General features: G+C 55.2%; 13 protein-coding genes. 8 read left to right on the forward strand and 5 right to left on the reverse strand.

The genetic code is table 11. The annotated features are described in order from the left end of the window. Positions 1–378: 378 nt before the first annotated feature. On the reverse strand, positions 379–849 hold the full coding sequence (gene argR, locus MKZ79_RS08920; protein WP_336141421.1) for a transcriptional regulator ArgR: 471 nt from the start codon (positions 847–849) through the stop codon (positions 379–381). Positions 850–1,254: 405 nt separating this feature from the next. On the opposite strand from argR, the gene mdh reads away from it, so the two are divergent. Beyond that, positions 1,255–2,190 (forward strand): malate dehydrogenase, encoded by a 936-nt coding sequence (mdh, locus tag MKZ79_RS08925; RefSeq protein WP_336141422.1) that lies wholly within the window; start codon positions 1,255–1,257, stop codon positions 2,188–2,190. 33 nt (positions 2,191–2,223) lie between these two features. Here the strand turns inward: mdh and degS are convergent, their stop codons facing one another. From degS to zapG, 3 genes are all read right to left on the reverse strand, one after another. Beyond that, entirely contained in the window at positions 2,224–3,282 is a 1,059-nt protein-coding gene (degS, locus tag MKZ79_RS08930) for an outer membrane-stress sensor serine endopeptidase DegS (protein WP_336141423.1), read from the reverse strand. Positions 3,283–3,359: 77 nt separating this feature from the next. Beyond that, on the reverse strand, positions 3,360–4,712 hold the full coding sequence (degQ, locus tag MKZ79_RS08935) for a serine endoprotease DegQ (RefSeq protein ID WP_336141424.1): 1,353 nt from the start codon (positions 4,710–4,712) through the stop codon (positions 3,360–3,362). Positions 4,713–4,884: 172 nt separating this feature from the next. Next, positions 4,885–5,289 (reverse strand): Z-ring associated protein ZapG, encoded by a 405-nt coding sequence (gene zapG / locus MKZ79_RS08940; RefSeq protein WP_336142163.1) that lies wholly within the window; start codon positions 5,287–5,289, stop codon positions 4,885–4,887. A gap of 186 nt (positions 5,290–5,475) precedes the next feature. Here zapG and zapE point away from each other — a divergent pair, with 186 nt between their 5' ends. From zapE to MKZ79_RS08975, 7 genes are all read left to right on the forward strand, one after another. Then, positions 5,476–6,603: a cell division protein ZapE gene (gene zapE, locus MKZ79_RS08945; protein WP_336141425.1), complete on the forward strand. Its 1,128-nt coding sequence runs from the start codon at positions 5,476–5,478 to the stop codon at positions 6,601–6,603. A gap of 244 nt (positions 6,604–6,847) precedes the next feature. Further along, positions 6,848–7,276 (forward strand): 50S ribosomal protein L13, encoded by a 429-nt coding sequence (gene rplM / locus MKZ79_RS08950; RefSeq protein WP_125287073.1) that lies wholly within the window; start codon positions 6,848–6,850, stop codon positions 7,274–7,276. Between the two features lie 15 nt (positions 7,277–7,291). Further along, positions 7,292–7,684, forward strand: a complete 393-nt coding sequence (gene rpsI / locus MKZ79_RS08955; protein ID WP_125287074.1) for a 30S ribosomal protein S9 — start codon at positions 7,292–7,294, stop codon at positions 7,682–7,684. 298 nt (positions 7,685–7,982) lie between these two features. Then, the gene (gene sspA, locus MKZ79_RS08960) at positions 7,983–8,624 is read left to right on the forward strand and encodes a stringent starvation protein SspA (RefSeq protein ID WP_336141426.1); all 642 of its coding nucleotides are present in this window, start codon (positions 7,983–7,985) and stop codon (positions 8,622–8,624) included. A gap of 1 nt (position 8,625) precedes the next feature. After that, complete coding sequence (gene sspB / locus MKZ79_RS08965; RefSeq protein WP_336141427.1) at positions 8,626–9,120, forward strand: ClpXP protease specificity-enhancing factor; 495 nt, start codon at positions 8,626–8,628, stop codon at positions 9,118–9,120. Between the two features lie 393 nt (positions 9,121–9,513). After that, a complete protein-coding gene (locus tag MKZ79_RS08970; RefSeq protein WP_336141428.1) occupies positions 9,514–10,431 on the forward strand; it encodes a glycosyltransferase in 918 nt (305 codons plus the stop codon). After that, entirely contained in the window at positions 10,397–11,047 is a 651-nt protein-coding gene (locus MKZ79_RS08975; protein WP_336141429.1) for an acyltransferase, read from the forward strand. The genes MKZ79_RS08970 and MKZ79_RS08975 overlap by 35 nt, the downstream gene beginning before the upstream one ends. Before the next feature lie 34 nt (positions 11,048–11,081). Here MKZ79_RS08975 and MKZ79_RS08980 read toward each other — a convergent pair whose 3' ends face one another. After that, complete coding sequence (locus MKZ79_RS08980) at positions 11,082–12,839, reverse strand: sulfite reductase subunit alpha (protein WP_336141430.1); 1,758 nt, start codon at positions 12,837–12,839, stop codon at positions 11,082–11,084. Positions 12,840–12,862 lie beyond the last annotated feature (23 nt).

Below are 12,862 nucleotides of genomic sequence, written 5' to 3' on the forward strand. Positions count from 1 at the left end.
CGTTAGTGTGATTCACATCACGAAAAGGATTATAGATCTGATAACGTAAAAAATTAATAGCATGCTAATAATGTTTTGTTGCGATACTTAAACACTTAACCACCTTTTAATAACGTTCGGTTATAAAAAACGCTTATAATTTATGCCGGCTGTGTTAAATATCCGTAAAAACATTGGGATAGGCGAATTTAACCATTTGTGCGCTTATTTGCGGCAGATCACGCTGCGAGACAGGAGTCTGCAAAATGAAACGACAATATCAAAATGGTCAGGGTAGTGGATTATGCTGTTTATGAAAGGGTGCGGTGAGACAAAATAGGGCGCCGACAGGGGCGACGCCGAGGAAAAGCTACGTTTGCGCGCGGAAAAACCGGCGGTTTACAGTTCCTGATCGAACAATTTCAGAACGGAATCACGAAGATCCCTGATAGTGACATGCCGCGCCGGGGTAATAAAAATGGTGTCGTCGCCGGCAATCGTTCCGAGAATCCCTTCCGGTTTGCCCAACGAATCCAGCATCCTGGCAATCAGCTGCGCCGCGCCCGGGCTGGTATGGATCACGATCAGCGCATCGTTGTGGTCGATATCCAGCACCAGATTTTTTAGCGGGCTGCTGGTGGTCGGTACGCCCAGCTCGGCGGGCAGGCAATAAACCATCTCCATTTTGGCGTTGCGCGTCCGCACGGCGCCAAAGCGGGTCAACATACGCGACACTTTGGACTGGTTGATATTATCGAAGCCCTGCTCCTGCAGCGCCGTGACAATTTCGCCCTGCGAGCTGAATTTTTCTTCTTTTAATAAGGCCTTAAACGCCTTGATCAAATCTTCTTGTTTTGCCGGATTACGCATGGTTTTTCACTAAAAGTCGCCAGAGAATGCCCAATGGGGTAAGGGGAGTATTATGCAATTTTCTGCATTTTTATGCAAACATGGCCGCTTTTTCAGGTTCGTTTACAGCTGGCTGACAGAAAATCTGCCGGAAAAATTCGCCATATTGCGCGGTGTCGCGCACAATAAGTGAACAGAATGTTATAAAATTGATGTTCTTTAGATAAGATTTACTGTTATGACTTAACGCCAGCTATGCTGCCTGGCCGCCTTAGCGGCTTCATCCGGCATAATGCGATTTTATCCTGTATGATGCGCGGTCGTGCAAAAGAGGGTAAATGCTGTCGCTCAGGCTTCACGGCTCGGTTATGGTGTTAACTAAATGATTTCCCGGTACTTCCCTGGCAAAATAATAAGGAGTTTAGGATGAAAGTTGCAGTTCTCGGCGCGGCTGGCGGCATTGGCCAGGCCCTTGCTCTTCTGCTCAAGACCCAGCTTCCGGCAGGTTCAGAACTCTCACTGTACGATATTGCTCCTGTTACGCCCGGCGTGGCTGTGGATCTAAGCCATATTCCTACGGCAGTAAAAATCAAAGGCTTTAGCGGCGAAGACGCGACGCCGGCGCTGCAGGACGCCAATGTTGTCCTGATCTCCGCGGGTGTGGCGCGTAAACCCGGTATGGATCGCGCTGACCTGTTTAACGTCAATGCCGGCATCGTACGCAACCTGATTGAGCAGGTAGCCGCGACCTGTCCAAAAGCGCTGATCGGTATTATCACCAATCCCGTTAATACCACGGTGGCCATCGCCGCCGAGGTGCTGAAAAAAGCGGGCGTTTACGACAAGAACAAACTGTTCGGCGTGACCACGCTGGATATTATCCGCTCCAACACCTTTGTCGCCGAGCTGAAAGGCAAAGATCCAACGGCGCTGAACGTGCCGGTGATCGGCGGCCACTCTGGCGTTACTATCCTGCCGCTGCTGTCGCAGGTTCCGGGTGTAAGCTTTACGGAGCAGGAAGTGGCCGACCTGACCAAACGTATTCAGAATGCGGGTACGGAAGTGGTCGAAGCCAAAGCCGGCGGCGGCTCCGCTACGCTGTCGATGGGCCAGGCCGCGGCGAAATTCGGCCTGTCGCTGGTGCGCGCGCTGCAGGGCGACAGCAATGTGGTGGAGTGCGCCTACGTTGAAGGCGACGGCGCCCATGCCCGCTTTTTCGCGCAGCCGCTGCTGCTGGGGAAAAATGGCATCGAAGAGCGTAAGCCAATCGGCAGCCTGAGCGCCTTTGAAGAGCAGGCGCTGCAAAACATGCTGGAGACGCTGAAAAAAGATATCGCCCAGGGCGAAGAGTTCGTGAAGTAAGCCATACCGGGCCAGCCGATGCTGGCCCTGTCTTTAGCTGCCCGGATATTCAAGCACGGTAATCGGCAGCGTCATTTTGCGATCGTTGCGCAAAATATCCATCTCAATCACCGTTCCCGGCCTTATCTCCGCCACCTGATCCATGGTTTCCAGCGCCGACACCGCAGGCTTGTGGTTCACGCTGGTGATGACGTCGTTGACCTGTAATCCCGCTTTAGCCGCCGGGCCGCCCTGCGCCACATTGGTCACCACTATGCCCTGGATATGGTCGATACTGCCGTTTTGCCCGTGCATCTGAGGAATTTCGCGTCCGCTAATACCGATAAAACCGCGGATAACGCGCCCGTCGCGGATCAGCTTATCCATGATTTTAGCCGCCAGCGGCGTAGGAATGGCAAAGCCTATCCCTTCCGGCGTTTCGCCGTCGTTGCTTTTATCAAAAGAAAGCGTATTGATACCCATCAGCTCGCCCAGCGAGTTAATCAGCGCGCCGCCAGAGTTGCCTTTATTGATAGAGGCGTCGGTTTGCAGGAAGTTCTGATAACGGGAAGGGCTAAGGCCGACGCGTCCGGTAGCGCTGATAATGCCCTGGGTGACGGTCTGGCCGATGTTGTAGGGATTGCCTATCGCCATCACCAGATCGCCGATATGCGCCACGCGTTTAGGGTTTACCGGAATAACCGGCAGGCTGGACGCCGTGATCTTCAGCACCGCCAGATCGGTCAGGCTGTCCGAGCCTACCAGCATGGCTTCAAAAATCCGGCCATCCTGCAGGGCGACGATAATCTGATCGGCATCGTTGATCACGTGCTTGTTGGTCAGAATATAGCCGCGGCTGTCCATGATCACGCCGGAACCCAGCGTACGGATCTCCAGATTATGCGCCGAAGCGTTGGCGCTGCGGTTATAGACGTTGACTACCGCAGGCGCGGCGCGGCGAACGGCGGCGTTGTAGCTGACCGGCGTCTCGCTGGCGCTGTCATCTTTTAAAGCAAAGAAGCTGTTGCCGATGCGCAGCGCGGGCAGCGCGAGCAGCAGCAGGCCCGCCACAACCAGGCCAAGAAGCACTGAACGCAAAAGTTTAGGAAACATGGCTTTAACTGATGAGTGAATCGACGACGGGCAGGATAACATGAGTCGGGCGGACGCGCAGGTGTCCGCCCACAGTTTTAACGCAAAAGTAGATAAAGACTTTCGCCGTTGCGGATGACGTTCAGCGCTAACAGCGAAGGTTTGGCTGCCAGCTGCTTGCGCAGATCGGCCAGATTTTCCACGCGCGTCCGGTTCAGGCCGACAATCACATCATCTTTCTGCAGGCCGAACTGCGCGGCTGGCGTCCCTTTATCCACGCTCTCTACCATCACGCCTTTGGTGCCGTCTTTCGCCGCGCCGTCGCTCAAGGTGGCGCCCTGCAGCGCCGGGTTCAGCAGCTCCGTGCTGGCCGTTTGCGTGCTGTTATCCAGCTTCACGGTAAGGGTTTGCGGTTTACCGTCGCGCAGCAGGCCCACTTTTACCTCTTTGCCTGGCGCGGTCGTGCCGATTTTAACCCGCAGCGCCGCAAAGCTTTCTACCGCCTTGTCATCCAGCGTGGTGATGATATCGCCCGCTTTAATGCCCGCTTTGGCCGCCGCCGATCCCGGCAGCACTTCGTTAACGAAAGCGCCGCGCTGAGCGTCGACGTTAAAGGCTTTCGCCATCTCCGCCGTCATTTCGGTGCCCTTGATACCGAGCTGGCCGCGCTTCACTTCGCCGAACTCGATCAGCTGTTGCGCCAGATTCATCGCCATATTGCCCGGAATAGCGAAACCGATGCCGATATTGCCGCCGGCGGAGGAGAGAATAGCGGTGTTGATGCCAATCAGCTCGCCGTTGAGATTGACCAGCGCGCCGCCGGAGTTGCCGCGGTTAATCGCCGCATCGGTCTGGATAAAGTTCTCCAGGCCTTCCAGATTCAGGCCGCTACGGCCCAGCGCCGAGACGATGCCGGAAGTGGCCGTCTGGCCCAGGCCGAACGGGTTGCCGATAGCAACGGCGAAGTCGCCCACTTTCAGCTGGTCGGAATCGGCCACTTTAATTTGCGTCAGGCCTTTAGCGCCGCTGACCTGAAGCAGCGCGATATCGGTCTGCTCGTCATGACCGATTAGCTTCGCGTCGAGTTCACGGCCATCGCTCAGCTGAATGCTGATTTTGTCCGCGCCGTTCACCACGTGATTGTTGGTCAGGATGTAGCCTTTTTCGGCATTAATCACCACGCCGGAGGCGAGCCCTTCAAAAGGTTGATCGCTATCCTCGCCTTCCTGGCCGAAAAAACGCTTCAGCTGCTCGGGGATCTCCTGCGTTTGCGTCGGCTGCGTTCCCGCCACGTGGACGCTGACCACCGCGGGCAGCACTTTTTCCAGCATCGGCGCCAGGCTGGGCAGCGCCTCTCCCTGAATCTGCGCCGGCAGCGTAGCCTGCGCCGCAGGCGCTAAACCAACGCTGATACTCAGGGCTAATGCGCTCAACAGTAATGATTTCTTCATCGCTATAGGACTCGCAAAAAGTGGGGGAAGTCATCCGGGACAAGCCAGGACACAAATTTCAGAATAGTAAAAAGGGGCGATAAACGCCCCTTTACACCGCAGACCAGGCTGAAGCGACAGGCCGGAAGCCAGGCGTTATGCTCACGCGTAACGCCAGCGCGGCTTCGCCTGACTATTTTTCGTGCGTCGCACGCTCGCCGCGCAGCAGGCCGGTAGCGCTGTCTGGATAATCGCGCGGCATCTGCACCGGCGCCTGATCGTTATCCGCTTCCGATTCGGTCAGCTGATAAGCGAATGGATTTTTTTCGCCCGGCAGGTTCGGCAGCAGGCTGTTCGAGCCTTTCGCCATATGCTGATAAAGCTGGCGGTAGTCGCGCGCCATATTGTCCAGCAGCTCGGCGCTTTGCGCGAAGTGGCTGGTCAACTCTTCACGATAATCAGCCAGCTCCGCTTTGGTTTTTTCCAGTTCATACTGCTGGCTGCGCTGCTCACGCAGCTTTTTGTTGCCAAAACGCATCACCAGCGCACCAATAATCAATCCCGCTACCAGGCCAATCAGCCCATATTCCCAGGTCATAATAACTCCCGTGTTGTCGTCTTCATCGTTCCGTATGGACATCTGACTCTGTGCCAGTCCGATACAGCCACTATAACCGCTAATCTCATGGAAGTGGAATCCTGCGGCTGCATCGCTTAGTGTAGAACGGCCTTTTTTTCGGCAATTAATGCAGGCGTCACCGAATATTTCAGGGAACAGGAATCTATGCAAACGAAGTCTCCTCTCGCGCTTTATCAACAGGCACTGGAAAATGGCGAGTATCGTCCCGATGATGTCCAGCGCGAAGCCGTTACCCGGCTGAATGGCATCTGGCAGGCGCTCTCGCAGCGCGACGCCGTCGCCGAACCTTCAGCAAAAGGGCTGTTTGGCCGCCTGAAGAAGCTGACAGGAAAAGGCAAAAGCGAGCCGCAGACGCCCGTGCGCGGCCTTTACATGTGGGGCGGCGTGGGTCGGGGTAAAACCTGGCTGATGGATCTGTTTTTTCAGGCAATTCCTGGCGAACGCAAACAGCGGCTGCACTTCCACCGTTTTATGCTGCGGGTGCACGAGGAGCTGACCGGTTTGCAGGGCCAGAGCGATCCGCTGCAAATCGTGGCTGACCGCTTTAAAAGCGAAACGGATCTGCTCTGTTTCGACGAGTTCTTTGTTTCCGACATTACCGACGCCATGCTGCTGGGCACGCTGATGGAAGCCCTGTTCGCCCGTGGCATCACGCTGGTCGCCACCTCCAACATCCCGCCGGACGAGCTTTACCGTAATGGCCTGCAGCGCGCGCGCTTTCTGCCCGCGATCGAGATGATTAAGCAACATTGCGACATCATGAACGTGGACGCCGGCATCGACTATCGCCTGCGTACGCTGACTTCCGCGCATCTGTGGATGATGCCGCTGAATGAGACGACCAGCAAAGAGATGGATCGGATGTTCGTCGCGCTGGCCGGCAAGGCGCGCGACGACAAGCCCGTGCTGGAGATCAATCGTCGTCAGATGCCGACGCTGGGCGTAGCGGACGGCGTGGTGGCGATGGATTTCCTGACGCTGTGCGGGGAAGGGCGCAGCCAGCACGATTATATTGAGCTGTCGCGTCGCTTCCACAGCGTGCTGCTCTATAACGTGCCGGTGATGATCTACAAAACGGAAGACCAGGCGCGACGTTTTCTGGCGCTGGTAGATGAGTTTTACGAGCGGCATGTTAAGCTGGTGGTCTCGGCAGAAGCAACGCTGTACGAGATCTACCAGGGCGCGCGGCTGAAGTTTGAATATCAGCGCTGCGTATCGCGTCTGCAGGAGATGCAGAGCGAAGAGTACCTTCGCCTGCCGCATCTGCCCTGAGGCGTTAAATTTCCGGACGTCGGGTCGCATTTAATTGTAAAAAGGGGTCGCGCTTTGCAGGCGACTTCTCTATAATCTTGCGACCCCACGTTACAGCAAGGATTTTTTTCCCAAAGATCTTTGTGTACCAGTAACGCTATCCGAGGGGGTGGCTTGCTGGTCGAGATGGTCGTGTGAGCCTCAACCGTTTATTCAAGCGTTTGGGATTTCACCAACGTGTAACTTAATTTGGGTAAGCTTTTAGATGAAAACTTTTACAGCTAAACCAGAATCCGTCCAACGTGACTGGTATGTTGTTGACGCAACGGGCAAAACTTTAGGTCGTTTAGCGACTGAACTGGCTCGTCGTCTGCGCGGTAAGCATAAAGCGGAATACACTCCGCACGTTGATACCGGTGATTACATTATCGTGCTGAACGCTGACAAAGTTGCTGTAACCGGCAACAAGCGTACCGATAAGATTTACTATCATCACACTGGCCACATCGGTGGTATCAAGCAAGCGACTTTCGAAGAGATGATTGCTCGCCGTCCTGAGCGTGTGATTGAAATCGCGGTTAAAGGCATGCTGCCAAAGGGCCCGCTGGGTCGTGCTATGTACCGTAAACTGAAAGTTTACGCGGGCAACGAGCACAACCATGCGGCACAGCAACCGCAAGTTCTTGACATTTAATCGGGATTACAGGCAATGGCTGAGAATCAAAACTACGGCACTGGTCGCCGCAAAAGCTCTACCGCTCGCGTATTTATCAAGCCGGGCAGTGGTAACATCGTTATCAACCAGCGTTCTCTGGAACAGTACTTCGGTCGCGAAACTGCCCGCATGGTAGTTCGTCAGCCGCTGGAGCTGCTGGACCTGGTGGGTAAATTCGATCTGTACGTCACCGTTAAAGGTGGTGGTATTTCTGGTCAGGCTGGTGCGATCCGTCACGGTATCACCCGCGCGCTGATGGAATACGACGAGTCACTGCGTGGCGAACTGCGTAAAGCAGGCTTCGTTACCCGTGATGCCCGTCAGGTTGAACGTAAGAAAGTCGGCCTGCGTAAAGCACGTCGTCGTCCACAGTTCTCCAAGCGTTAATTTATTCTGCTTCGGCAGAATGGATTATCGAAAAACCCGGCGCTTGCGTCGGGTTTTTTCTTGTCTGAATTTCGGGCTGGCTCGTAAAAACGCCGCGGGCTTTGTCATTTTCCCGTCAAATCCGTTTTCCTGCCCCACAAGCTGGCTAAAATCTGGTAAACTGAGTGTCACTTTGTGCCCATGAGCAGGGCGGCTAAGCTGGCGGGGAGTTGTCCGGGTTAGCCGGTAGCAAATTTAGCAGCTGGTCGCCGCGTGGCGGGCTTGCGCAGTAATTTTCTGGATAAACTTGGAGGTTTACATGGCTGTCGCTGCCAACAAACGTTCGGTAATGACGCTGTTTTCTGGTCCGACTGACATTTTTAGCCATCAGGTGCGTATTGTACTGGCGGAGAAAGGTGTCAGCGTAGAGATCGAGCAGGTAGAAATGGATAGCCTGCCGCAGGATCTGATTGACCTCAATCCGTACCGTACCGTTCCTACGTTAGTCGATCGTGAACTGACGCTGTATGAATCCCGCATCATCATGGAGTATCTGGATGAGCGTTTCCCGCATCCGCCGCTGATGCCTGTCTACCCGGTCGCACGCGGCGAAAGCCGTCTGATGATGCATCGCGTCGAGCAGGACTGGTACAGCCTGATGCGTAAAGTGGAAAACGGCACGGCGCAGGAAGCAGAGGCCGCACGTAAACAGCTGCGTGAAGAGCTGCTGGCGATCGCGCCGCTTTTCTCCCGCACGCCTTTCTTTATGAGCGAAGAGTTCAGCCTGGTGGATTGCTACCTGGCGCCGCTGCTGTGGCGTCTGCCGCAGCTGGGCATTGAGCTGATTGGTGCCGGTTCGAAGGAGCTGAAGGGCTACATGACGCGCGTATTTGAACGTGATTCCTTCCTGGCTTCCCTGACGGAAGCGGAACGCGAAATGCGCCTGCATACGCGGGGCTGATATGGAAATGTCGCAACTTACCGCACGTCGTCCTTATCTGCTGCGAGCCTTCTACGACTGGCTGCTGGACAATCAGCTGACGCCTCATCTGGTGGTGGATATTAATCTTCCCGGCGTGATGGTGCCGCTTGAGTATGCCCGCGACGGCCAAATCGTGTTGAATATCGCGCCGCGCGCCGTAGGCAATCTCGAGCTGGGCAATGACGAGGTCACCTTCAACGCGCGTTTCGGCGGCGTGCCTCGTCAGGTTTCGGTGCCGCTGGCGGCAGTGATGGCGATCTACGCGCGTGAGAACGGTGCGGGAACGATGTTCGAACCGGAACCGGCCTATGAAGAGGCGGGCGAATACAATCCCGCTGCGGAGCAGGACGAGCAGCCGGAAACGGTGATGTCGGTTATCGACGGCGATCGTCCTGACGATAGCGGTCAGGATGACGACGGCAACGACGATCCGCCGCCGCGCGGTGGACGTCCGGCGCTACGCGTCGTGAAATAACCGCTGCAGAATAATAAGCCGGTTCCCTTGTGGAGCCGGTTTTTTTTCGTCCTGTAAAGATCATATTTTGCTGAAGGTTTGTTATCTCTGTTAATAAATAGAGTAGGAAATTATATTTCTTCGATTTTAAATATGGCGCTAATTAGCCAAAAAATTCCCGATGTGTTTTAGTTACTCTACAAATGCAGCAGTTTATTTTAACTTTCTCTATTAATTGTTTTGATGCTTTATTTTCTGCCAGCTGAAAATAGTTGATGTCGATCAATAAAATTAAGCAAGAAGCGAAAAAGCTCATTAATTTAATTGAACGAAAAAATAAAAATAATTAAGGTTTGTCTCTTTATTGTGGCATCAATTCTGACCGCAAGGCGGAAAGATCGCAAGGACAGGCTCATGGATATAGCGATAAGCGTAGTGATCCCGACTTATAATCGCAAAGCGCTGCTCGATAAGACGCTGCAGGCGCTGACGCGGCAGACGCTGGCAAAAGAGCATTTCGAAGTTATCGTGGTGGACGACGGCGGCAGCGATGACTCAGAGGCGCTTTGTCAGCGTTATCAAAACAGGCTGAATATCCGTTACTACTGGCAGCGCGACCAGGGTTTTCGGGCAGGGAAAGCGCGCAATATCGGTATTACGGCGGCGGACGGCGACTATATCGTGCTAATCGATACCGGCGTGTTGCTCCATCAGCAGGCGCTCGAAAGGCATCTCAATACGCATTGTCACAGCAGCTATCCGGTGGTTTGCATCGGTTATGTTTACGGATTTGAAATGCCGGATGCCCTGCTGGATAACCTCTGCAATGCTATTAATGCTGACGATGTTGCTGCGTCGGTAAGTTATTTCCAGAAAAACAGAGCGGGCGATATCCGGCAGAGCCAGTATGATGAATTTGGCTATAATATTTCCGCCTGGCCTGCGCCTTTCGATATTTTCTGGACCTGTCATGTCTCTGCGGAAAAAACGGCGCTGCTGGAAGCCGGCCTGTTTGATGAAACCTTTAACGGCTGGGGCGGTGAAGATGTCGACCTGGGCGTGCGGCTGTTTCTGCAAAATAACCGCTTTGTGGTCAATACTTCGATCTGTTCCATTCATTTCCCGCATCAGAAACTTATCGCCGATCATAAACAGGAATCGGAAAACGCCGGTAAGAAAATCCATCAAAAATATCAGCTGTGGCAAACCGCTTTTTACGGCTGCGATTTAGGCGAGAGCAAATTCTCGCTGAATAAAGTTATCCGCTGCTGCGCCGATCAAAACAGGAGTGAGAACGATGCCTTTATACGAAAATATCTCTATCGCTCCTGAGCAGGCAGCGTTCGGACACTGCGCCAGGCTCGGCGAACGCGTCAACTTTTCCGGCGAGCCGGATATTACCCTGACCTGGGCGAAAGATGTCGCTTACCAACATGAATATATCGATCTGACCGATTTCCCCGGCTGTATTACTATTGGCGAAGGCACTTTCCTTGAATCGCTGGACAGGCTGGCTTTTCACTGCGGCCGCGTCAAGCTGACGGTGGTAAAACGCAATGGCTTTGAGGCGGGCAAAATTGTGATAGGCAGGCAGTGCGTATTGCAGGGCACCGCCATCGTGGCTTATGCAAACGTCACCATTGAGGACAGCGTGGTGTTCGGCCCTAACGTGACCATTATGGACAGCGGCGGTCATCCGCTGCTGGACAGGGGCGCGGACGACGAGGCAGCAAGGATTTCCGTCAGGCCAGTGTTGATCAAAGAACATAGCTGGGTTGGCATGAACGCGATTGTTCTTCCGGGCGTAACGATTGGTAAACATGCCGTTGTTGGCGCGGGAAGCGTAGTGAGATCGGATGTGCCGGACTATGCGATAGCGGCGGGAAATCCCGCCGTGGTTATCCGATATTGTGACGCGCCGTTGGGCACGAAACAGGAAAAGGGGTAATACACTCCGCTGGCTTGCGTCAGCGGAGCCGTCATTAATAGACGTCGCGCAGGTAGCGCTTCTCTTTCTTCAGCTGATCGACATAGTCCGCCGCGCGTTCTGCCGAAAGACCGCCAAACTGGGCGATAACTTCATACAGCGCCTTATCCACATCTTTAGCCATGCGCGAAGCGTCGCCGCAGACGTAGAAGTAAGCGCCTTCCTGTAGCCAGGCGTAAAGTTCCGCGCCCTGTTCCATCATTCGGCTCTGCACATAGATCTTTTTCGCCTGATCGCGCGAGAAAGCCAGATCCAGGCGGTTCAGCAGGCCGCTTTCCTGCCAGCCCAGCAGCTCGTCGCGGTAGATAAAATCGTGCTCAAGACGCTGATCGCCGAAGAACAGCCAGTTTTTACCCTTCGCGCCGGTTGCTTCACGCTCCTGCAAAAAGGCGCGGAAAGGCGCGATGCCGGTGCCCGGGCCAACCATAATCAGCGGCGCGTTGCTGTCGGCCGGTACGCGGAAGGCTTTGTTGGGCGAAATGAAAATAGCCGGTTTCTCACCGCGGCCTACGCGTTCCGCCAGATAGGTCGAACAGACGCCGTTGCGCGCGCGTCCTGCGCTGTGATAGCGCACGGAAGCGATAGTCAAATGCACCTGATTCGGATGCGCTTTTGAACTGGAGGAGATGGAATAAGCGCGGTGCTGCAAAGGACGCAGCAGCGCAACAAATTCGGCGACGCTCAGCGTGCGCGCCAGCTCCAGCTGCAGCAGATCCAGCGAATCCTTGCCCCACAGCCAGACGCCCATCGCGTCTTTGTCGTCGTGCTGCAGCACGTGGCGCAGCTCCTGGTTGGTGGTGTTCTGGCCTACCCACTCAATCAGCTTGCGCGATGGTTCGGATATTTCGAACTGGTAAGTCAGCAGATCGCCGAGGCTGCGATCGTAGCCGGAAACCGGCGTATCGTAGTCCGCTTTCAACTGCGTCAGCAGCAGCTTAACCAGCGTTGGATCGTTAACGGGGATAACGCCCAGCGCGTCGCCCGCTTCATATTTCAGGCCGCTGTCGGTGAGATCGAACTCATAGTGACGAATATCTTTCTCTGAATCCGGGCCGGAAAGGCGTCGGTTGGTGACCAGTGCCGCGGCGTAAGGATTCTGCTTGTTGCTGCCGGGAATAACCGGCGCTTCGGGCCGGTTCTCCAGCGCCTTGCCGCTGCTGCCCGCGCTGGCGGCGAACTGCGGCATAGAGGCGTTCAGCCACTGCTGAGAAGGCTCTTCATAGTCGATATCGCAGTCGACACGATCGACCAGACGTTTCGCGCCCAGCTGCTCCAGACGCATATCGATAAATTTACCGGCCTGGCAGAAGCCGTCGTAACCGGTGTCGCCGATCGCCAGCACGGCGAAGTTCATCTGCTCCAGACGTGGCGCAGTGCTGGCGGAGATCGCCTGCCAGAACAGCTGCGCGTTGTCCGGCATTTCGCCTTCGCCATAGGTCGAGGTGATCACCAGCACGTGGCGCATGGAGGCGAACACTTCAATATCCACTTCGCCTAGCGCCTGCACTACCGGCACCAGTCCGCTATCGCGGGCAGCTTTCGCCGCGCTCTGCGCCAGCGCTTCGGCGTTGCCGGTCTGCGAGCCGAACAGGATATGCAGCTGTGTGGTGGTGGCCGCGCCGGTGCCGTTCTCGGCCTGGGGGCGCTCATCCAGCACCAGCAGGCGCGAGTGCAGTCCGGCGAGAAAACCCGCCAGCCAGTATTTCTGCTCGCCGTTAAACGGCGCGTCTTCAGGAATGTAAGGAATTTTCATCAGTTTTCTGTACTCGATCCGTC

Source organism: Erwinia sp. CGal63 (assembly GCF_037026505.1).
Taxonomy (GTDB): Bacteria; Pseudomonadota; Gammaproteobacteria; order Enterobacterales; family Enterobacteriaceae; genus Erwinia.